At 70.0% G+C, this 21758-nt stretch carries 13 protein-coding genes; 7 read left to right on the forward strand and 6 right to left on the reverse strand.

What is annotated here, in order from left to right:
* Positions 1-15: 15 nt before the first annotated feature.
* Positions 16-1464 (reverse strand): condensation domain-containing protein, encoded by a 1449-nt coding sequence (locus ABIC25_RS05220; RefSeq protein WP_354560288.1) that lies wholly within the window; start codon positions 1462-1464, stop codon positions 16-18.
* Between the two features lie 567 nt (positions 1465-2031).
* Here ABIC25_RS05220 and ABIC25_RS05225 point away from each other — a divergent pair.
* Genes ABIC25_RS05225 through ABIC25_RS05235 form a run of 3 tightly spaced genes read left to right on the forward strand, consistent with a single transcriptional unit; the run spans position 2032 to position 4781 of the window.
* Positions 2032-3033 carry a daunorubicin resistance protein DrrA family ABC transporter ATP-binding protein gene (locus ABIC25_RS05225; protein WP_004021151.1) on the forward strand — a complete coding sequence of 334 codons (1002 nt, stop codon included), beginning with the start codon at positions 2032-2034 and terminating at the stop codon, positions 3031-3033.
* Entirely contained in the window at positions 3030-3857 is an 828-nt protein-coding gene (locus ABIC25_RS05230) for an ABC transporter permease (RefSeq protein WP_004021150.1), read from the forward strand. The genes ABIC25_RS05225 and ABIC25_RS05230 overlap by 4 nt, the downstream gene beginning before the upstream one ends.
* Positions 3858-3902: 45 nt before the next feature.
* The gene (locus ABIC25_RS05235; RefSeq protein WP_354560290.1) at positions 3903-4781 is read left to right on the forward strand and encodes a glycosyltransferase family 2 protein; all 879 of its coding nucleotides are present in this window, start codon (positions 3903-3905) and stop codon (positions 4779-4781) included.
* A gap of 25 nt (positions 4782-4806) precedes the next feature.
* Here the strand turns inward: ABIC25_RS05235 and ABIC25_RS05240 are convergent, their stop codons facing one another.
* Entirely contained in the window at positions 4807-6126 is a 1320-nt protein-coding gene (locus tag ABIC25_RS05240) for a glycosyltransferase (protein WP_354560343.1), read from the reverse strand.
* Positions 6127-6239: 113 nt separating this feature from the next.
* Between ABIC25_RS05240 and ABIC25_RS05245 the strand changes: the two genes are divergently transcribed.
* Genes ABIC25_RS05245 through ABIC25_RS05260 form a run of 4 tightly spaced genes read left to right on the forward strand, consistent with a single transcriptional unit; the run spans position 6240 to position 11801 of the window.
* On the forward strand, positions 6240-7625 hold the full coding sequence (locus ABIC25_RS05245) for a glycosyltransferase (protein ID WP_354560291.1): 1386 nt from the start codon (positions 6240-6242) through the stop codon (positions 7623-7625).
* Complete coding sequence (locus ABIC25_RS05250; RefSeq protein ID WP_354560293.1) at positions 7622-9100, forward strand: hypothetical protein; 1479 nt, start codon at positions 7622-7624, stop codon at positions 9098-9100. Before ABIC25_RS05245 ends, ABIC25_RS05250 begins: the two co-directional genes overlap by 4 nt.
* A 32-nt stretch (positions 9101-9132) precedes the next feature.
* Entirely contained in the window at positions 9133-10506 is a 1374-nt protein-coding gene (locus ABIC25_RS05255) for a hypothetical protein (protein ID WP_354560294.1), read from the forward strand.
* The gene (locus ABIC25_RS05260) at positions 10503-11801 is read left to right on the forward strand and encodes a glycosyltransferase (protein ID WP_354560295.1); all 1299 of its coding nucleotides are present in this window, start codon (positions 10503-10505) and stop codon (positions 11799-11801) included. The genes ABIC25_RS05255 and ABIC25_RS05260 overlap by 4 nt, the downstream gene beginning before the upstream one ends.
* 61 nt (positions 11802-11862) lie before the next feature.
* Here ABIC25_RS05260 and ABIC25_RS05265 read toward each other — a convergent pair whose 3' ends face one another.
* The 4 genes from ABIC25_RS05265 to ABIC25_RS05280 all read right to left on the reverse strand — a co-directional run bounded on the left by ABIC25_RS05265 (position 11863) and on the right by ABIC25_RS05280 (position 21619).
* Complete coding sequence (locus ABIC25_RS05265; protein WP_248645571.1) at positions 11863-15699, reverse strand: multifunctional oxoglutarate decarboxylase/oxoglutarate dehydrogenase thiamine pyrophosphate-binding subunit/dihydrolipoyllysine-residue succinyltransferase subunit; 3837 nt, start codon at positions 15697-15699, stop codon at positions 11863-11865.
* 183 nt (positions 15700-15882) lie between these two features.
* Positions 15883-19800 (reverse strand): ABC transporter ATP-binding protein, encoded by a 3918-nt coding sequence (locus ABIC25_RS05270; protein ID WP_354560344.1) that lies wholly within the window; start codon positions 19798-19800, stop codon positions 15883-15885.
* Positions 19794-20552 carry a hypothetical protein gene (locus ABIC25_RS05275; protein WP_101819002.1) on the reverse strand — a complete coding sequence of 253 codons (759 nt, stop codon included), beginning with the start codon at positions 20550-20552 and terminating at the stop codon, positions 19794-19796. The genes ABIC25_RS05270 and ABIC25_RS05275 overlap by 7 nt, the downstream gene beginning before the upstream one ends.
* Positions 20549-21619 (reverse strand): glutathione S-transferase family protein, encoded by a 1071-nt coding sequence (locus ABIC25_RS05280; protein WP_004021140.1) that lies wholly within the window; start codon positions 21617-21619, stop codon positions 20549-20551. The genes ABIC25_RS05275 and ABIC25_RS05280 overlap by 4 nt, the downstream gene beginning before the upstream one ends.
* Positions 21620-21758: the final 139 nt, after the last annotated feature.

Genomic DNA, 21758 nt, shown 5'->3' on the forward strand with positions numbered 1-21758 from the left:
GGGTTTCCTCCTCGATCATGCGGGTCGGGCGTCGTCCATCGCGGCGGGGCCGGCGAAGGGCGCGCAGGTGTAGGAGGACAGGGGCAGGGCGGTGCCCTCGGTCGCGAGCGCCTGCAGGATCGACGAGTAGGTCGTGATGAGGTCACGGATGCTCGCGTCCGCCGGATCGTGGCCGGGGTGTCGTGCGGACACCGTGATCCCGCCGGGCACCCGTGCGATCCAGAGGTAGACCTCCCGGTCCGATCGCGACCCGCCGCGCAGGATCTGCGCCCTGGCCGCATCCCACTCGTCCGCCCCGGCGACGTGACGGATGTCCAGATACGACACGACGAACTCCGGTTCTCCTCCGACGCCCAGCAATTCGACGACGCGCTGGTAGGGGAACGACGGCAGGTGCCGGACCGCGTCGATCGCGGACGCCGTGGCGGCCAGGGCGTCGTCGAAGGTGCCCGCGCCGGAGAGGTCGATCTCGAGCGGAGCCAGCCCGACATACCAGCCCACCGATCCCGCGTACCGGGCCTCCGATCGTGTGTGCATCGGCATGGTCAGTCGTAGCGTGTCGCGGCCGGTGAGGGTGCGCAGGGCGACCGCGAGGGCGGCGAACACGGCCGTCTGCGTTCCGTGTCCGCCTGCTCGGGCCGCGGAGCTCACGAAAGTCGCCAGGCGGTCGGTTGCCACGTATTCGGAGATTCCGCGCTGCCGCGGTGTGCGCGCCAGGTCCCGCGTCTGCAGGTGTGGGCGGACCAGCGGGAGGCCGATTCCCGGGGCGTTCGCGGAGTCGTCCAGGAATGTGCGCCATCGCGTGACGGCCGGATGCTCGGCGGTCATGCCGAGCCCCACCGCCCGGTCGTGGACGCTGAAGTCGAGATGACTTCCGACAGCGGTCATCTCGGTAAAGGTGCCCATCCGGGACGAGGTGTACAGGCGACGGATTTCGGTCATGCTCAACAGGATCGAGTACGCATCCATGATCACGTGGTCGGCGGCGAAGGCGACGGTGACGCCGCGCGACGACTCGATGGTGGCCACGAGGCAGTGCGGCCAGCGTGTCGGCGCGAGTCCGGCGTCGAAGGTCTCGATGAGGAACTCGCGGACATCGTCCCCCGAGTCGAAGTCACCGGCGACCTCGGCATCGACGCCGAGATGGGCGCCGCGGTAGGTGCGACGCGCATCGGCGCTCGTCGGGTCGGACGTCGAGTGAAGCGCTTCGTGGCGCGTGAGCCACCGGCGCAGGCAGGTGTCGAAGCGTTCGACGTCCAGATCGTTCTCGATCTCGAAAATCGCTCCCAGCCAGGAGTGTTCGTCCGAGGCGCCGTTGGCCGATCGCTGTATCGACGCCGACTGATCGTAGGTGAACGGGCGTGGATCCGGTTGCCAGCCCGAGGGATCCGTATGTGTGGTCGGCGTCCAGATCGTCACCGTCCCGGCAGGTACGGGGTAGTCGGACAGCTCGGTGAACTTCATGCGCGGTGGTCCATTGCGTCGGTCATCCGTTCCCGGGCCGCGACACCATGCCATGCCGTTCTCGGCATGGCCCCCCGGCCCATGAGTTCTGATCTGTGACAACAGGAATCGCGCATACCACGATGCATGCGCGCGGCCCCGGACGACGCCTTCCGGAGGAACTCTCCGGGACCGAGCGCCGTGTCGACACCGCCTGTGTCTGTAGCGAGCCTAAGTGCATGCGACGGGCGCGTGCAGTGGCACGGGCGCGTGACGTTCATCACCGAGGGGGAGTGTCGGCGTCGACGAGCCGGGCCGAAGAATCAGGGAAGTTGATTGTGTGGCTGCATGTTTCGCTGAACGACCATTGCTCCATGAGGTCGGCGCCGAGTCTGATTGCGTTCATGTAAAGAACTGATGACAAGCCGCCGCCGCGCTCGGGTCGCTGCACCCCGGAATGCGTAGTCAGACGGCATGTCGACGAAAAACGTTGTCGGGCAGCGCCGGATATCGTGATCGGTGCCGTTGCGGCACCCGGAACGCTCACCTACCGTGGGGCCGAAGTCGACCACACGCATCGGGGGTGCCATGTCCACGACCGTCCCGGCCATCGAGGCCCGCGGTCTGACCAAGGAATTCGGCGGCGCACGGGCCGTCGACGCGGTCGATCTCGTTGTACCCGCCGGCGGCGTCTTCGCGCTGCTGGGAACCAACGGCGCGGGTAAGACCACCACCGTGCGCATGCTGGCGACGCTGCTGCGCCCGGACTCCGGCGACGCCCGCATCTTCGGGCACGATGTCGTCGCGGAGGCGACGGCGGTCCGGTCGCTCATCGGGGTCACCGGCCAATACGCCTCCGTCGACGAGGATCTCACCGCCCGCGAGAACCTGATGATCTTCGGCCGACTGATCGGCTCGTCGCGCCGCCGGGCACGCATCCGGGCCGACGAACTGCTGGACGAGTTCGGTCTCGGCACGGTCGCGACCCGGCGCGTGGGGCACTTCTCCGGCGGTATGCGCCGTCGCCTCGACCTCGCGGCGTCGCTGATCACACGTCCGCGCCTGCTCTTCCTCGACGAGCCCACCACCGGGCTCGACCCCCGCACGCGGGCACAGATGTGGCAGACGGTGCGCGACATGGTGGCGCGCGGATCGACCGTCCTGCTCACCACCCAATATCTCGACGAGGCCGATGAACTCGCCGATCACATCGCGGTCATGGACCGTGGCCGGGTGGTCGCCGACGGGACGGCGGACGACCTGAAGGCCGGCGTCGGCGACATGAGTGTGCGACTCGAGCTCGCCGACGCCGACGATCTGACGGCGGCGGCCCAGGTGTGCGCGCCGTTCACCTCGAGCGGGGAGCCGACGATCGCTCGCCGCGAGGGGGTCCTCGTGCTGCCGATGGCCGACATCGACCCGCTCGCCGACATCCTCGGTGCTCTCCGCGCCCGTGGGCTCGCACTCACGTCGGTCAACGTGGTCCGGCCGACCCTCGACGAGGTGTTCTTCGCGCTGACCGACGGAGGCGACCCCACCCGAACCGCACCGGCTGCAGCGGAGATCGATTCGACGGGAGTGCGGGCATGAGCACCGGTTCGCTGCACACGAACTCGCTTGCCGCCGAGCCCGCGCCCGAGCCCCCCGACCGGGTCCGGCCGACCGCGGCGGTGATGCAGTCCCTCACGATGACGCACCGGGGTCTGCTGAAGATCAAACACAATCCGCAGCAGCTGTTCGACGTCATCGTCCTGCCCATCGTGTTCACGGTCATGTTCTCTTCGATCTTCGGCGGGGCGATCGCCGGGAACGTCGTGGGATATCTCCCGCTGCTGATCCCCGGGGTACTGGTCCAGGTGTGTGTCGCGGCGTCGGTGGTCACCGGCGTCCAGTTGCGCGAGGACCTCGATCGCGGGGTCTTCGACCGGTTCAAGTCGCTGCCGATCGCGCGCATCGCACCACTGGCCGGCGCGCTGATGGCGAACACCCTGCGCTACGTGGTCGCCTCGGCCATCACGGTGTGCGTCGGGGTGATCATGGGATACCGGCCGGCGAGCCCTGTGGGTGTCGCGGTCGCGTGCGTCCTGATCGTGGTGGTGGCTTTCTCGTTGAGCTGGATCTTCGCGCTTCTCGGCGTGCTGCTCGACAAGGCGTCGACCGTCCAGGGTGTCTCGATGCTCGTGCTGATGCCGATCACCTTCGTCTCCAACGCGCTCGTCCCGGTCGACACCATGCCCGGGTGGATGCAGGCCTGTGCGTCGGCGAACCCGGTCTCACATCTCGTGACGGCGGCGCGCGGACTGGCCGCCGGCGAGAACGTGGGGACCGACATCGTCTACACGCTTCTCGGCGCGGCGGCTGTCCTCGCCGTGGTGGTGCCGGTGACCCTGCGGACCTACATGCGGCGGACCTGAGTGTCCGCGCCGATGACCGATCGATCAGCGCGAGGAGCAGACACCATGAGCACGCCGATCACCTTCTCGGTGGTGGTACCGGTCTACAACGAGGAGGACACGATCGGCGAGTGTCTCGCCCGGTTGGCGGCACAGTCCGACCGGATCACCGAGATCGTGGTGGTGGACAACAATTCGACCGACGGCAGCCGTGCGGTGATCGACGCCTGGCGTTCGACTCACCCGTGGATCCGCGTGATCGACGAGGCCCGACAGGGGCTGGTGTACGCGCGGAACTCCGGACTCGATGCCGCGACGGGAGATCTCGTCGCCCGCATCGACGCCGACACCCGGGTGCCTCCGGACTGGGCGAGCACGATCGTGGAGTTCTTCGCCGCCGACGTCGGGGAGGACTGGGCGGCACTGTGCGGGCGAGGGGAGGCCTACGACGTGCCCCTGGCCGGACGATTCGACCGGTGGAAGACCCGCCTGCACCCGCTGAACCGGTTGCGGCGCGAGAAGCCCGTGACCGAAGTGCCGGTGCTCTACGGCTCGAACATGGTGCTGCGGCGCACGACCTGGGCGGCGATCCGGGACCGGGTCAGCATGCGCCGGAACATCTTCGAAGACGTGGACATGGGGCTCTGCGTGGGTGACGCGGGCGGGCGCAACGCCTTTCTCCGCTCGCTGACCGTCGGGGTGTCGCCGCGTCGGATGGAGACCGGCATGGTGCCGTTCGTCCACTACATGAGCTTCCTCCCGCGAACGTTCCTGCTGCATCGGCGCTTCGGGCTGGCAGCCGGCGCGGCGGCGGTCTATGTGCCCGCGATCGCGGTCGCGCACGCGATGCGTCTCGTCGTGCTGCGGTCCTATGACTCCCGGACGGGTCGGATCGATCCGCGAAACCTGCTGCGGGGCGGTGGTTCCGATCGTGTCCTGCCGTGATCGCGGGAGTCCGCCCGCCCCGGGATCAGCCGGCGCGCCGACGCGTGGCCGGCGTCGAGACCGTCTGTTCGACGATGTCGGCCGCCGACCGTATGGCCTCGGCAGGGGGTATGAGCCGGTCGCGGAGATGGTCGGATCGCCCACGCGTGTCCGCGTCCAGGATTCGGTCGAGTGTCCGAGTCAGCGACTCCGCGGTCACTCGCGCCATCGGCAACGTGGCGCCCACCCGCGCGCTGCTCAGGGCCCGTCCCCAGATCGGCTGATCGGCTCCGACCCAGGTGACCAGGGTGGGCAGTCCGGCGCGCAGGCCCGCCGCCACCGACCCGGCGCCGCCGTGATGGACCGCGGCACGGCACCGCGGCAGTACGGCGTCGTGATCGACGTGCCCGACCACGCGCACGGCGTCCCCGGATGTCGATGCGTCCGAGACGGATTCGCTCGACATGAAACCGCTCCAACCGCCCGACACCAGCAACCTGATCCCGAGCCGCCGCGCCGCGGTTCGGAATGCGTCGGCCAGGCCGTCGGGGTCGGCCGGCAACATGCTGCCGAAGCCGACGTACACCGGGGCGTCGCCGGCGTCGAGCCAGTCGGCGAGGCTTCCCGGTCCCGACTCGTCATCGAGTCCGGCATCACCCACCCCGGCTCGTTGCGGTGCGGCGAGAGTGAAGAATCCGACCAGCGGCCGACGCCGGCCCCACTGCGTCGTGAGGCTCTCGAAGAGGGCCGGATCATAGGCCTGGATCTCGGGAACCCCGGTGCGGGAGATGAGTTCGGCGTAGGGGCGGGTCAGGGGGGACAACCCCAGGTCGGATCGCAGGGTGTTCTCGGCCGAGCGGGTGGCGAGCCAGAGGGCTCGCTCGGCGACCCGCCAGCTCAGGTCATTGATCGCCGCCGGCGCATCGATGCCGAGGTGGGCGAGCAGGGACACCGAGCCGTTGCGTCGAATGGGGCAGTAGTGCAGCGGGATGTGGGGGATCCCGAGGACCGCCGAGACATTGTGGGCGCGTTCCTGACCCGCGCTGCTCGCGACGAGCGCATCCGCCCCGTCGGCGAGTTCGAGCAGGCGTTGCTGCATCACTCGGCCGCCGCGCACCGACATGGCCGACACCGCGCGCAACCGGGTGCGCGGGTTCTTGGACCGCATGTCCTCGCGTACCAGATCCGAGGCCAGCAGGTCGCGCGTGCTCGCACCGTAGGCCTCGGTGGGAATGCCTGCGCCGCTGCCGAATCCGACCAGATCGGGTGGCGCGGCGAGGGTCACCCCGTGGCCGCGTCCCAGGAGTTCGGCGGCGAGGGCGACGGCCGGCTGGACATCGCCGCGGCTGCCGTTGACCGCGATCACGAACCTCAACGTCGAACCCCTCGCGTGTCGGTGTGGTCGGATGGGCGACCGATTCTAAACACGACCGGTCGCCGCGGCGCGCGGCCCGAGACGCGGATCACCGGGACGGTGTCATGAGGATCTCGTTCGTCATCAACGGAACCCGCGGGGACGTCCAACCGGCATCGGTGCTGGCGAGGGCGCTCGCACTCCGTGGCCACGATGTGCGTCTCGCGGTGCCGCCCAACATGGTCCGGTCCGCCCGGACCTGGGCGGACGGCGCCGTGCGGCCGGAGGTCGTGCCGCTCGGCCAGGACACGCGTGCCCACCTCGAGATGGTGGCACGGGCCCGCGCTCAGGCTGGGCGTCACCCGCTGCGACGTCTGCGCGTCCTGCTGTCGCTGCGAAACGCCGGATGGGACCACCTCGTCACCGACATGGCAGCGGTCGTCGACGGAGCGGACGTCATCGTGACCGGGTTGATCACCGAGCAGCCCGCGCTCGCCTTCGCCGAATCGGCCGGTGTCCCGTTGGTATCGATCCACCACGCCCCCGTACGCCGCAACCACCGGGTCGGCCCTGTTCCCGGCCGGCTTCCGGGCGGCCCCCGTGCCGTCCGTGCGCAATGGGTCGCCTACGACGCCGTTTTCGGGCTGCTCACCAGGCGACGGGAGCGTCGCCTCCGCGCCGCACTGGGTTCGACCGGGACGTCAGAGCCCTACTCCGCTCGACTGCGGGCGGCGGCGGGTCGGGAGTTGCAGGCCTACGACCCGTTGTTCGGAGTGCCCGACGACCGGTCCGGACCGCACGATCGGTTGTGGGTCGCCGACTCGACGGCTCGCCCGCGACCGACGGTGGGGTTTCTCGGGTTGCCCGGGGACTGTCCGGTCACCGGCTCCGACGCACTCGCGTCCTGGCTCGACGCCGGCGACGCCCCGGTCTACGTGGGTTTCGGCAGCATGCCGTTGCGGGGAGAGGAGAGCATCCTGCGCGCCGTCGCAGAGCTCGGCCGCCGGCTCGGTCGTCGGATTCTGGTCTGTGCCGGCTGGACCGAACTGAGCGCCGAGGTGCGCAGCGGTGTGGAGTCCGACGCGGTGCGGGTCGAGACCCAGGTCGACCACCGCACGGTCTTCGGCCGGTGCGCGGTCGTGGTCCACCACGGGGGCGCCGGGACCACCGCGGCCGTGCTGCACGCCGGCCGGCCGTCGGTGATCTGCTGGTACGGCGCGGATCAGCCGTTCTGGGGTGCCGAACTCGAACGGCTGGGTGTCGGCGTGTCGATGCCGATGGCCCGTGTGGGACGTGACCTGGACGTGGATCGGCTGTGCGATGCCGTCGCGGCGATGCTCGACCCCGCGGTCGCCGATCGGGCCGCGCGACTGACGACGGTCCTGGTGAGCGAGGACGCGGCGCTGGTGGACGCCGTGCACGCGGTCGAGAGTTCGGTGACAAGCTCATGCACGAGGGAACCGTGTTCGCGGGGACCGCAGACGCGTAGCGGAACGAAGGTGGACGTATGACGACGATGCAGTCGCACGCGGGAGGACGACCCGAGGGCGAGCGGGCGGCCGGGGCAGAGCGGGGCGTGCGTGGCCTCGCGACACGCGTACGCGCCGAGGGGTCGGCGATCCGTGGCGACCGGCTGACGTCGGAAGACGCCCCGTTCTGGTTCGTCACACCGGCACTCGGCTGGTCGGTCGTGCTCCAGCTGGTCTGGGTGTTCGACGAGGAGGTCTCGATCGAGGCACTCACCGCGATGAACGCGGCACTGGCGCGCGGTCGGCTGAACCGCATGCTCGTCGTGCCGGATGTCCGCGGGGCGCGTCCGCGCTGGGTCGAGGCGCCCGACGCACCCGGACTGGCAGCCGACAGCGAGCCGGTGTCGGAGACGGAGATCGACGAGTGGGCGACCGCCGAGATGTCCGCTGTTCCTCTCGATGCCGAAGGTGGGCGGTGCTGGCGATTGCGGTCGGTCCCCACCGCGGACGGCGGCACCGTGGTCTCCCTGTGCGCCCTGCACGTGGTCACCGACGGTCGTGGCATGCTCGCGGCCGCAACCGAGGCCGCCGAGGCCTCAGCGGTGCCGCTGGACCCCGCGTCCGGTCCCGGGGCCGCGGCGGCCGACGAGCCGACCCTCCCGTCGGTCTCGTGGCGTCGCCGGCGGGCCGGCGATGTCGTGGATGCCGGGTCGCAGGTCGTGGCGGTCGTCGCCGGACTCGCCCGGGCGGCACTCGAACAGCGCAAGGCCGGCGGCCCCGAACCCGACCCGCGCCCGGCCCGGCCCCCGATCGCCGAACGGTCGCCCGCCGCCGAGTTCACCTGGGCCACCGCAACCGTGCCGGCGGCGGACTTCGACCGGGTCGCCGCCGAACACGACGGCACCGCCAACACCCTCTTCATCGCCGTGGTCAGCGGCCTGTTGCGCTCGAGTGGCCATGCACCGCTGCCGAATCCGATCAAGGTCGGGGTTCCGGTGGACCGCCGCGAGAGCGAGGCGGACACCAGGTCCAATCCGATCGCGGGCGTGTCGGTGTACCTGACCGACGAGCCGGTCGCCGGCGGCGACCTCGGCGGCATCAGGTCCGCGTGCAAGGCGGCCTTCGTCCGCCTGTCCGAGGGCCGGCGGGCCCCGCACATCCATCTGCGACCACTGGCCTGGTTCCTCCCGCCGGCCGTGATCGTCAAGATCGTCAGCGCCGGCAACGGGATTCCCGACGCGGTGATCTCCAACCTCGGTGACGTGCCGCCCGCGGCGACGGTGCTGGGCGGCAGGCCGGCGCGCAAGATCGCCTTCCGGGGAATGGCGCAGGGCGTCGACGCCTCGGCGGGACAGCGATTCGGCGACGGGGTCCAGTCGTGGCTCGTCCGCACGCGGGACCAGGTGACGTTCACCGTGCTCGGTTGCGACGAGTCGAGTTTCTCCTCCGACGCCGTCGTCGCGGACCTGCTCGACCGTGAACTGACGGCGTGGGGGCTGCCCCACGAGATCTGGTGACCCATTGAACCCGGTGATACCGAGGAGAACACATGACTGCAACGGTGACCGACATCCCACCCGCCCAGGTGCTTCGCGTGACGGGCCCCGACGAGTCCTATCTGCTCGTGGCGGAACTGTTCGGGATGGGTGCCCCGATCCAGATCACGTGGGTCTTCGACGACGATCCGGGGGATGAGGCGATCGACTCGCTGCGGGCCGGCCTCGCGGCCGGACCGCTGCACCGTGCCGTGTCCCGCCGTCGGGTCCCGTTCGCCCGCCACCGCTGGGTTCGGTCGCCGCATCCGGCGCAGGCCGGGCGGGTGGAGGTCGTCGACGCCGACAGGGTCGGGGAATGGGCCGATTCGGTGCTCCGCGCGAGTCGTCTCGATCCCGTGCACGGGTCCGGATGGCAGCTCGACTCGGCGCGGATCACCGGCGGCGGCCGTGCGGTGTCGTTGCTCGCCTCCCACATGATCACCGACGGCCACGGTCTGTACCGGCTGGTGGCCGACGCGGCGGCAGGGCGGACCGCGAGCCTTCCCACGACCGGCAGCGGACGCTCCTGGGACGCCGTGCGCGCCGATGCCGCCGACGCCGCGCTGTCGATACGGGCCGCCGCGCGATCCGTGGGGATTCTGCTCCGCGAGGCCCGGGCGGCGCGGTCTGCCCGCTCCGGCGACGACCAGGCCGATCCGCGGTCCGCACGAACAACCCCGAGGCGGGTCCCACCAGGGTCCGACCCGGACACGACGCTGGCGACGGTCGACGTCTCGGCGACCGATTGGGCCGCGCGCGCCGCGGAACACGGCGGCACCGGAAACTCGTTGTTCACTGCGCTCCTGGCCGGGATCGTGCACCGTTCGGGTCGTCCGCTCGACGGCCCGATGACGGTGTGCATCGCGGTCAGCACGAGAGACGGCGACGACGACCACCGCGCCAACGCATCGGGCGGGGTGTGGGTCCGGATCGCCGATCCCGTCGAACCGGGCTCCGACCTCACCACCATCCGGTCGTCGAGCAAGCGGGCCTTCGTCGAGTACGCCGAGTCCGGTGGCGATCAGGCAGCCGACAACCTCCAGCCGATCGTTCGCATGTTGCCGCGGCGACTCATCGGCCGGCTGATGCGCGCGATCCCGGGACCCGACACGACCGTGTCGAACCTGGGGACGACCCCGGAGTCGGCGTTGCGCATCGGCGGCCGCACCGCGTCCCGGTTCGCCATCCGAGCGGTCATGCAGGGCATGCCCGCGCAGGAGCGGCGGGTACGCGGTCCGGCGATCGCCGCCTGGGCGGTCACCTACGGCGACACGGTCACCCTCACCTTCTTCGGCATCGACCCCGACCACTTCGGCGACGCCGGGCGGTTGCGCACCCTGATCGCCGACGAGCTGACCGCCTGGCGGGTCGGGCACCGGTTCTGGTGACGGCGCACCACATCTCGATCGTCCTGTACGGCAGTCGGGGCGACATCCAGCCGGGGGTCTGTCTGGCCCTCGAACTGCAGGCGCGCGGCCATCGCGTCAGCGTCCTCGTCCCGCCGAACCTCTCCGGCCTCGCGCGGGCCACCGGGGTCGGGGACGTCCACGAGATCGGCCTCGACTCCGATGCGGCATGGTCGTCGCATGGCGCGCGGTCGGCGCGCTCGAGTCGTAACCCGCTGGCGCGGATCGCATTCGCGCTGCGCACCGTCCGAGGCGGATTCGACGCCCTCGACGCCGACCTCGAGCGTCTGTTCGTCCCGGAGTCGGCGCCGCTGCACGGCACCGGTCTCCTCGTCGCCGCGCCACTGTGCCAGGACCGCGTGATCGCGGTGGCCGAACACCTGGGCGTCCCGCTGACCGTGCTGCGATACGGCCCGATGTCGGAGAACGGACTCATCGGTGCCGTGCCCGGCCTCACCGAACGATGGTCACCGGCCGCCAAGCGCCGGTCCTGGCGCGTCGCCGACCGGCTGACCTGGGCCGCGACCGGCTGGAACGAGAACCGCTTCCGGCGCCGGATCGGACTCCGCCCGAGCCGCGGGCCGCTGCCGCGGCGTCTGGTCGCCGACCGAACCCCGCAGATCCAGGCCTACGACGCGGAGATGGTGCCGGGTCTCGCCGCCGAGTGGGACGACCGCAGACCCCTTGTCGGCTTCTTCGACCTCCCGGCGTCGAGCCGGCCCGGCATCACCGAGATCGGCGCGGACACAACCGAACTCGCCGAGTGGCTGGACGCCGGCGAGCCGCCGCTGTTCCTCACCTTCGGCAGCATGCCGATCCTCGACCCGCACACGCTGGTCGCACGCTGGCGTACCGCTGCGCGTGCGCACGGGGTGCGGTGCCTCATCGCCATGGGAGAAGCGACCGGCATCGACCCCGACGACCCCGATGTCTTCCACACCGCCGGCGTCGACCACGCGTCGGTGCTACCGCGGTGTGTCGCCGCGGTCCATCACGGCGGCGCCGGGACCACCGCGGCCGGCCTGCGGGCCGGACTCCCGACCCTCGTCTGCGCGGTCACCGCCGATCAGCCCTTCTGGGGCGAGCGGGTCCGGGCGCTCGGTGTGGGGGCGACCGTCCGGCTGTCGACGTTCACCGACGAGGATGCACACGCGGGCCTGCGAACCGTGCTCGCCGCCGAGACCCGTTCGGCGGCCGCTGCATTCGCGCGAAGGATGACGTCCCCTGGCAAGTCCGTCGCCGCCGCGGCGGACATCTGCGAATCCCGGCTGAGATGACGACATCGACGACCGCGGCCACCAACCCCGAAGGGCTGGTGGCCGCGGTGCGACGGTCGTCCTACTCGCCGAACGCCTCGTCGAGGATCTCCTGCTGCTCGACCGCGTGGACCTTGCTCGATCCCGAGGACGGCGCGGACATCGCACGGCGCGACACCCGGCGCAGTCCGCCGAGCACGTCCGGCAGCACCTCGGGCAACCAGAGGCCGAGGAACGGCCACGGGCCCTGGTTGGCGGGTTCTTCCTGTACCCAACGGAATTCGCTCGCGTTACCGTACTGCTCGAGCGTCTTGCGGAGCCGGCGGTGCGGAACCGGGTAGAGCTGCTCGATGCGCACGACGGCGATGTCCTCGCGCTTCTCCTTGTCGCGGCGGGCGGCCAGCTCGTAGTAGAGCTTGCCGCTCACCAGCAGGACGCGCTTGACCTTGCTGCGGTCGGCGCTCGAGTCATTCGACCCGCTCGCTCCGCTCCCGGCGTCGGCCTTCTCGAAGTGCGGGTCGTCGATCACCGAGCGGAACTTGTCGTCGGTGAAGTCCTCGACCGGGCTCACCGCGGCCTTGTTGCGCAGCATCGACTTCGGGGTGAAGACGATCAGCGGGCGGCTGATGCCGTCGAGGACGTGGCGGCGCAACAGGTGGAAGTAGCTCGCCGGCGTCGACGGCAGGGCCACCGTCATCGAACCCTCGGCACACAGCTGCAGGAAGCGCTCGATGCGGCCCGAGGTGTGGTCGGGTCCCTGCCCCTCGTGACCGTGCGGCAGCAGCAGCACGACGTCGGAGAGCTGGCCCCACTTGGCCTCACCCGACGAGATGAACTCGTCGATGATGGACTGCGCGCCGTTGACGAAGTCGCCGAACTGCGCTTCCCAGACCACGAGCGCGTCCGGGTTGCCGACCGAGTAGCCGTATTCGAAGCCGACGACCGCGAACTCCGAGAGCGGGGAGTCGTAGACCATGAACCGGCCGCCGTTGCTCTCCTCGTCGGCGGGCTGCAGATGGTTGAGCGGGGTGTACTCCGAGCCGGAGCTGCGGTCGATGAGCACCGAGTGACGCTGGGTGAAGGTACCGCGACGCGAATCCTGGCCGGACAGACGCACTGTGCGCCCCTCCATGACCAGCGACCCGAACGCCAGCAACTCGGCGAACGCCCAATCGATGTTGCCCTTGCGTGCGGCCTCGGCACGACGCTCCAGGACCGGCTTCACGCGGGGGTGCGGGGTGAAGCCGTCGGGCACGTTGACGAAGGCGTCGCCGATCAGCTCGAGCGTCGTGCTGTCGACCGCGGTCACCAGCTTCGTCGGCAGTGTCTGGTCGGACTCGACGGACGGCGACGGCTCGACGCTGAACTTCTCGAGTTCCTTGACCTCGTTGAAGACGCGCTCGAGCTGACCCTGGTAGTCGCGCAGTGCGTCCTCGGCCTCCTTGGTCGAGATGTCGCCGCGGCCGATCAGGGCTTCGGTGTAGCTCTTGCGGACGCCGCGCTTGGTGTCGATCACCTCGTACATCGCCGGCTGCGTCATCGACGGGTCGTCGCCCTCGTTGTGTCCGCGGCGGCGGAAGCACACGAGGTCGATGACGACGTCCTTGTTGTAGGCCTGGCGGTAGTCCACGGCGAGCTTGGCGGCCCAGACACAGGCCTCGGGGTCATCGCTGTTGACGTGGAAGATCGGCGCACCGATCATCTTCGCCACGTCGGTGCAGTATTCGGTCGACCGCGAGTGCTCGGGTGCGGTGGTGAAGCCGACCTGGTTGTTCACCACGATGTGCACGGTGCCGCCGGTGCGGTAGCCGGGCAGCATCGCCATGTTGAGCGTCTCGGCGACCACGCCCTGACCGGCGAACGCGGCGTCGCCGTGCAGCATGAGCGGCAGGATCGGAAACCGATCGTCGTCGTCCATGAGGTCCTGCTTGGCGCGCACCAGACCCTCGAGAACCGGGTCGACGGCCTCGAGGTGGCTCGGGTTGGCCGTGAGCGACACGTTGATCTCGTTGTCGCCGAACATCTGGTAGTACTTGCCCTCGGCACCGAGGTGGTACTTCACGTCGCCCGACCCGTGCGCCTGCGACGGGTTCAGGTTGCCCTCGAACTCCGTGAAGATCTTCGAGTACGGCTTGCCGACGATGTTGGCGAGCACGTTCAGGCGGCCACGGTGCGGCATGCCGATGACGACCTCGGAGAGGTTGTGCTCGGCGCTCTGGTCGATCACCGCGTCCATCATCGGGATGACCGACTCGGCGCCCTCGAGCGAGAAGCGCTTCTGCCCGACGTACTTGGTCTGCAGGAACGTCTCGAACGCCTCGGCGGCGTTGAGCTTGCTCAGGATGTACTTCTGCTCGCCGACCGGCGGCTTGACGTGCTTGATCTCGACCCGTTCCTGCAGCCATTTCTGCTGCTCGGGTTCGAGGATGTGGGTGTACTCGACACCGACGTGCCGGCAGTACGCGTCGCGCAGGATCGACAGCACGTCCCGGAGCTTCATCTTCTCCTGGCCGTGGAACCCGCCGACCTTGAAGCTGCGGTCGAGGTCCCAGAGGGTCAGGCCGTAGTTCTGGATGTCGAGGTCCGGATGGCTGCTGCGCGCGTCGCTGTCCATCATGAGCGGATCGATGTCGGCCATCAGGTGGCCGCGGCTGCGGTAGGCCGCGATCAGCTCCAGGACCCGGGTGCTCTTGTCGACGAGGCCCGCGGGCAGGTCGCGACGCCAGCGGATCGGCTCGTACGGCACGTGGAACGCGGTGAAGATCTCGTCGTAGAACGCGTCGTCGATCAGGAGTTCGTGGATCGTGCGCAGGAAGTCGCCCGACTCCGCGCCCTGGATGATCCGGTGATCGTAGGTCGACGTGAGGGTCATGAGCTTGCCGACGCCGAGCTCGGCGATCTGCTCCTCGCTCGCGCCCTGGAACTCGGCCGGGTACTCCATCGCGCCGGCACCGATGATGGCGCCCTGGCCCTTCATCAGGCGGGGGACCGAGTGCACGGTGCCGATGGTGCCCGGGTTGGTCAGCGAGATGGTGACCCCGGAGAAGTCGTCGGCGCCGAGCTTGCCGTCGCGGGCCCGGCGGACGATGTCCTGGTAGGCGGTGTAGAACTCGGCGAAACCCATCGTCTCGCACTGCTTGATCGCGGCGACGACCAGCGTGCGGTTGCCGTCCTTGCCGACCAGGTCGATGGCCAGACCCAGGTTGGTGTGTGCCGGCGTGACGACGTTGGGCTTCCCGTCGATCTCGGCGAAGTGCCGGTTCATGTTCGGGAACGCCTTGATGGCCTGAACGATCGCGTAACCCAGGATGTGGGTGAAGCTGATCTTGCCGCCGCGGGTACGCGCGAGGTGGTTGTTGACGACGATCCGGTTGTCGATCATCGCCTTGGCGGGCACGGCCCGGACGCTGGTGGCCGTCGGGATCTCCAACGACAGCGCCATGTTCTTCGCGATGGCCGCGGCGGGACCGCGCAGCACCTTGTTGCCATCGGCGTTCTCGGACTTCTGGCCTTCGGACGCGCTCGCCTTGCCTGCTTCCGGCTTGGTGGGCTTGGGCTGCGATCGCGCCGAACCGTCGCGACTGGCGACGCTGTGGCCCGATGCGGCCTTCGTCGCGGTGGACTCCTTGGCGGGGGCGGGCTTGCGCGGCGCGGTGCGGGCGGGCGTCTGATCCAGGGTGACCTGCTTGCGCGGTGCGGCCTCCGCGGCCGGTGCGGACGCGCTGCGCGCGGACCCGTTGGTCGACGAACTCGAGGACGAGGAGGTGGTGGAAGTCGTTGTGGCGGAGCGCTTTGCGGAATTCGAGGGCGGGGAGGCGGCCGCGGCGGAGCCGCCGTTGTCGCCGGGCTCGTAGTTCTTCAGTAGTTCGTGCCAACTCGGGTCGACCGAGTTCGGGTCTTCTTTGTACTGCTGGTACATTTCCTCGACCAGCCACGTGTTCTGTCCGAAGTCTGAAATCGAACTGCTGCTCACAGCGGTATCTCGCCTCAATTCCCTGAAGGTGCCGGGTTCTCTGCCACGCGTCGTCTCTTGTGGAGACTATCGGTGAACCACCTGACGATGCTACGCGTCGTCGACTCGCTCGCGCTGACCGACCTGTTACTACGGAGTCAGGTCCGAGGTGGCCCGCGTGACCGTCGTGGCGGCGGTCCGTGCGCTGGTCGGAGCGGGTGGATCGTTGTCGGGCACCGCCGGCTCGTCGGGATCGACACCGGCATCCCAGAAGCCGCGGTACCTCTCTCCCAACGCGAGCAACTCGTCGTGTGTTCCGAGCTCGACGATCCGCCCGCCGTCGACCACGGCGATGGCATCGGCGCGGGCGGCGGTCGCCAGCCGATGCGCGACGATCACCGAGGTGCGGTGCCGGGTCACCGCGCGGCCGGCGGCGAGCACCTGGGCCTCGGTCGCCTGGTCGAGGGTCGCGGTCGCCTCGTCGAGCAGGAGCAGATCGGGTTCGACGAGCTCGGCCCGCGCCAGCGCGATGAGCTGGCGCTGCCCCGAACTCAGTCCCTGTCCGCGCTCGCCGATCGGATGATTCATCCGGCCGGGGAGGACGGCGATCATGCGCAGCGCGCCGACCGCGGCCGCGGCGTCGACGATCGCGGCCCGATCGGCACCGGGCCGGCCGTAGGCGATGTTCTCGGCGACCGTGCCGGTGAACAGGTGCGGCTCCTGCGGGACCAGACCGAGTCGCCTGCGGTATCCGGCGAGGTCGTAGTCGCCGATGTCGGTGCCGTCGACGACGACGCGGCCGGTGGTCGGGTCGTAGAAGCGGGCCAGGAGCTTGACGATCGTGGACTTCCCGGCGCCGGTCCGGCCGACGAGTGCCAGCGACGACCCGGCCGGGATGTGCAGGTCGACGCCGGCCAGCGCGTCCGTCGAGGAGCCCTGATAGCGGAAGCCCACCCGCTCGAAGTCGACGACGCCGTCGAATCCGGTGTCGGGCGGGGACTCGGCCCGCGCCGAGGTACGCAACGAACTCGGCGTGCGCAGCAGGTCACCGATGCGCCGGAGACCCACCGCCGCCTGCTGGTAGCCGTCGAACACCTGCGACAGCTGCTGGACCGGACCGAAGAGCATCGTCAGGTAGAGCACGAAGGCGACCAGGGTGCCCGCCGAGAGCGACCCCGAGGCCACCTGACCGGCGCCGACCCCGAGCGCGATCGCGGTGGCGACGTCCGACATGAGCTGGATGAGCGGGAAGTAGGCGGCGATCGCGCGCTGCGACACCATCCGCGCCTCGACCCATTCCGCCGACCGCTGCGCGAACCGCGTCTGGGCGCTGTCGGTGCGCAGGTAGGTCTGGGTGGTCTTGATGCCGGCGATGTTCTCCTGGAAGTCGGCGTTGACGACGCTGATCAGTTCGCGCGAGCGGGTGTATGCGCGACTCGCCACACGCCGGAAGACGATCGTCGCGCCGATCAGCAGCGGGAAGACGGGCATCACCAGCAGCCCGAGGACAGGACCGGTGACCAACAGTGCGACCCCGACGCCGACCAGGGTCAGGACAGCCACGATCGCCGAGGTGAGCCCCGTCTGCAGGAACGTCGACAACGCGTCGATGTCGGTCGTCATGCGCGTCATGATCCGCCCCGACAGCTCGCGCTCGTAGTAGTCGAGTCCGAGTCGCTGGATGTGGGCGTAGCTGCGGATGCGCAGGCCGAACAGCACGCGTTCGCCGGCCCGGGTCGAGGTGATCGTCATCGACTTCGCGGCGACCCAGCCGACCGCGACCAGCGCGCCGCCGCCGAGCGCGGCCCACAGCAGGGTCGACCGCTCGGTGTGCCCCGTCGCGTCGATGACCGCCCGCGCGATGCTCGGGAAGGCCAGACCGACGAGGGTGTCGACCGCGATGGCGAGCAGTGCGGCGGCGAGCAGCCACCGAACCGGCGCGAGGAGGCCGCGCAGGGTGAAGACCGGGTTCTCGCGCCGAGCGGCGTCGACGTCGACCTCGGGACGCTCCACCGCAGGCGGGAGGGCGTCCACGGACGCCTGGAGTTCGGGGGTGGCCGGCATGGAACCCAGTGCGCTGGCGACGCCACCCCCGCGACCGGTCCGGGAGCCCGCCCCGGCCGCGGGCGAGGTCCGGGCTGCGACGCCGCCGGACTCGGATTCGACTGTCGGCCAGAGGTTCTCGATGTCGGTCGCGGTCGGGCCGCGCAGCGGCGGCGCGGTGTCGACCACCGCGGCCTCACCGGGTGTGCCGTCGGGGGGCGCCGTGCTCGACATCAGCTCGCGGAACCGCGGTGACGTGGCCTCGAGCTCGGCGAGGGTGCCCAGCGCCGTGATCCGGCCGTCGTCGAGCACGGCGACGCGGTCGGCGAGGACGAGCGTCGACCGGCGGTGGGCGAGCACCAGCATTGTGGCGCGCCGGGTGCGCAACCCGCCCAGGATGCGGGACTCGGTGGTCGCGTCGACCGCGGATGTCGCGTCGTCGAGGACGAGGATGCGGGGATCGGCGAAGAGCGCCCGTGCCAGCGCGATGCGCTGGCGCTGACCGCCCGACAGGGTGAGCCCGCGCTCGCCGATGACGGTGTCGTAACCGTCGGGCAGTGCGTCGATGAACTCGGCGGCGTCGGCGGCGGCGGCCGCCACTCGGACCCGGTCGGCGACATCGGGTGCGGTCGCGGCCGGGCCCATCGCGATGTTGGCGGTGATGGTGTCCGAGAACAGGAACGGCTCGTCGAAGACCACGGCCAGGGCGCGGTGCAGGGCCTCGGGCGCCAGGTCGTCGATCCGGTACCGGGGGCGGTCCGCGTCGGCTCCGGTGCCCTCGCCGAGCAGGGAGATGGTCCCGGTGTCGGGTCGTTCGAACCGGCTGACCAGGTCGGCGACGGTCGACTTCCCGGAGCCGGGGGGACCCACGATCGCCACGCATTCGCCCGGTTCGATCCGGAGGTCGATCCCGGACAGCACCGCGGGCGGGTCGTCGGCGTCGTGCGTGTGATGGGCGAATCCCACCCCGGCCAGTTCGACGCCCAGGGGGCCGTCGGGAAGTGAGCCGGTCGCGGCGTCGCCCGGGTCGTGGGGATGGTCGATGACGTCGTAGACGCGTTCGACCGCCGCGCGCGCGAGTTGCGCGTTGACGATGAGGTTCGTCAGCAACCGGGCGATACCCGTCATCGTGGCGACATAGGTGCTGAACGCGAGGAAGGTGCCGGCGGTGATCGCGCCGGTCATCGTGAGATAACCACCCACCACGATCACCCCGACCATGCCCAGCTGCGGGATCGCGGCGAGCGTCGGGGCGAACCGCGAGTTGATCCGCGCGGCGCGCAGCCGTCGCGCGAACACCGTCCGGCAGCGGGTGATGAGGTCGTCGACGGCACGGTCTTCCTGCCCGAAGCCCTTCACGACCCGTACGCCGGTGACGGTCTCCTCGACGTGCTGGGCGACGTCGGCGGCCGACTGCTGGGCCGACCACGTCGCGGCGAACAGGCGGCGTCGCGTCCGCCACACCTCGACGGCGATCAACGGGACGATCAGCAGCGCCACGCCGGTCAGGAGCGGCGACAGGTAGGCCATGATCGCCAGGGCCACGACCATCTGCACCGCGGCGCCCAGGGACAACGGCGCCATGGCGAGCAGGCTCTGCACCACCTGGATGTCGGTGATGGACCGGGACACGATCTGACCGGTGCGGATCTGGTGCTGGCTGCGACCGTCGAGGTGCAGCAGCGTGTCGAGCAGTCGGAGTCGGAGCGAGTTCTGCACGCTCACGGCCAGTCGCCCGGCGAACACCCGCCGGCCCATGTGGCACGCGTACCGCACGACGGCGAAGACGACCAGGGCGACGATGACGGTGCGCAGGGACAGACCGTCGTCGACGACGCCGGTCGCATGGTCGACCGCCGCCTTGGTCAGCAACGGCATGAGCACGTCGACCCCGACCGCGATCAGCGTGACGGTCATCGTGATGACCACGACGCGCCGGTATCGCCACGATTCGCCGACGAGCCGGCGAATCCACCCGGGCGCGGGCGCGGACGGAGTGGGTAGTGGGGGTGCCGCGATCACCAGGAACCGGGCGGGAGCGGATCCGGGGTGGGTGTCTCGGTGAAGTCGACGTCGATGACCCACGCCCGGGGAGCCGGTCCGAAGGCATCCCGGGCGTTGTGTACCACCTTGCGGCCCAGGGCGCGGCTGCCCGCGCCGCCGATGACCGCGCCGATCCCCGCGGGCATCAGCTTGCCGAAGATCAGTGGCGCCCGGCGGATCGCGTACTTGCGGACGAGTTTGTTCACCAGGGTCTTGTTCAGCTTGGTGATCGCCCCGGACGGCAGAGCCGCGCCGCCGAGCCTGCGCAGGGCGCCGCCGCCGGTGCCGACCACCCGACCGAGCGCCAGCACGCCCTCTTCGCCCAGTGCGACGGTCATGACGAGTGCCTTGCGGCGTTCGGATTCGTGCACCGGGATGCCGTGCACCTCGGCGATCGACAGCGCGAGCAGCGCCGAGGCCTCGAGGAAGAACGCCGTGTCCCCGGTCATCGCGCCGAAGGCGGTCATCGTGCCGACTCCGGGCACCGCGGCGGCCGCGCCGACCGCTCCGCCGGAACCGGTGACCGCGTTCAGATAGCGCTTCTCGAGCCGCTCGATGATCTGCGCGGGGGAGTCGTCGGGGTACTTCCGCCGCAGCGAGTCCACGTACTTCTTCACCGCGGGCGCCTGCAGCCGCTGCGCCCGGTCCAGGAGACCGCCGGTCACCTCGACGGCCTTGCCCGGCGGCGTGCGACCCTTGTCCGTCGACAGTCCCTGTGTCGTCTTGTCTTTCATGTCCGGTCTCTCTCGCTCTGGGGTACCCAATCCTGTGCGGGCACGACTTCGGCGGGTCGTGGGGGGCCGGGTGGCGTGCCGTCGCCGAACGGCCGACCGCCGAGGTCGGCACGATGGTGTTCGGTGAGCCAGCCACGCAGATCCGGCCCCTTGGGCACGATCTGGGTGGGATTCACATCGGTGTGCACGATGTAGTAGTGCTGCTTGATCTGCGTGAAGTCGGTCGTGTCGCCGAAGCCGGGCGTCTGGAACAGGTCGCGGGCATAGGCCCACAGGACCGGCATCTCGCTCAACTTGCTGCGATTGCACTTGAAGTGACCGTGGTAGACCGCGTCGAACCGCGCCAGGGTGGTGAACAGGCGCACGTCGGCCTCGGTGATCGTGTCGCCGACCAGGTAGCGCTGCGTCGACAGTCGGTCCGACAGCTCGTCGAGCTTGGTGAACAAGCGATCGTAGGCCGCGTCGTAGGCCTCCTGGCTGCCGGCGAAACCGCAGCGGTACACACCGTTGTTGACCTCGGTGTAGACGCCGTGGCTGACCTCGTCGATCTCGTCGCGCAGACGTTCCGGGTAGAGCTCCGGTGCGCCGTCCCGGTGGAAGGCGGTCCATTCCAGGGAGAAGTCGATGGTGATCTGCGGGAAGTCATTGGTGACGACCTCGCCGGTCGGCACGTCGACGATCGCGGGCACGGTGATCCCCTTGGGATAGCCGGGGATCCGCTTCTCGTAGGCGTCCTTGAGCCGCGGGATCTGCAGGACCGGGTCGACTCCGCCGGGGTCGAGATCGAAGGTCCACGAGTTCTTGTCGTGCGTGGGGCCGCACAGTCCGAGGGAGATGGCGTCCTCGAGCCCGAGGAGCCGCCGGACGATCAGCGTCCGGTTGGCCCACGGGCACGCGCGGGCGGCGACGAGCCGATAGCGGCCCGCCTCGACCGGGTAGCCGTCCCGGCCGTCGGCGGTGATGCGGGTCTCGATGTACTTCGTGTCCCGGACGAATTCCTCGCCGGTCATCACGTACGAACCCTGTTCGTCCTCGGATGCGGTGCTCTGGTCGGACTCGGTGGTCATGGGTTCCACAGTAATGATGTCCGGCGACAATGATGTCCGGCGACGATGACGTCCGACGACGATGATGTCCGGCGACAGACGACCCGGTCGCGGTCGAACCCCGCGATCGTGCGGGTCGTCGGCGAATCGGACAGGTCTA

The organism is Gordonia sp. PvP123 (assembly GCF_040547295.1).
Taxonomy (GTDB): domain Bacteria; phylum Actinomycetota; class Actinomycetes; order Mycobacteriales; family Mycobacteriaceae; genus Gordonia; species Gordonia terrae.